At 73.4% G+C, this 522-nt stretch carries 1 protein-coding gene; it reads right to left on the bottom strand.

The window, feature by feature from the left end; genetic code table 11:
• Positions 1-522: CoA transferase (locus Q2100_RS31620; protein WP_302917173.1), on the bottom strand; the 522-nt coding region annotated here is incomplete at both ends.

Raw genomic sequence — 522 nt, 5'->3', positions numbered from 1 at the left:
GGCGTGCAGGCCCGTGAGCGGATCGGCGATCGCGTCGCCGCAGAACTCCGGACCGTCGGCGCCCGCCACCACGAGGCCTCCGGAGACGGCGGCGTCGTCACCGAACGCCACCCACTCGGCGCGGTCACCGGCCGTGCCATGGCCGGTGATGCGCAGCCAGACCCGGCCGTCGCGCCCGTCGATGTCGTGGGGTCCGAGGGAGCGGCGGCGCAGCGCTGCCGGCCGCGATCCCTCGATCACCACGTCGGCGGCGCCGAGCAGTGCACTCAGGTCCGTCGCGTGATCGAAATCGACCACGTAGGAACGCTTTCCGTGATTCATCCAGTCGAAGAACGCCGGTGCGCCTGCACGGGTGCCGTCCGGGCGGTGCGGGCTCTCCACCTTGACCACGGTGGCCCCGGACAGCGCGAGCAACTGCCCGCACAGCGGGCCCGCCCACATCGACGAGAGGTCGGCGACGAGCAGACCGGCCGTGCTGCGCGGCGTCGCCGACCTGCCGAGTGGACGCACCACGGGTGCGGC

This window comes from Mycolicibacterium arseniciresistens (genome assembly GCF_030519285.1).
In the GTDB taxonomy this organism is placed as follows: Bacteria; Actinomycetota; Actinomycetes; order Mycobacteriales; family Mycobacteriaceae; genus Mycobacterium; species Mycobacterium arseniciresistens.
This window is presented reverse-complemented; position numbering and strand designations above follow the sequence as displayed.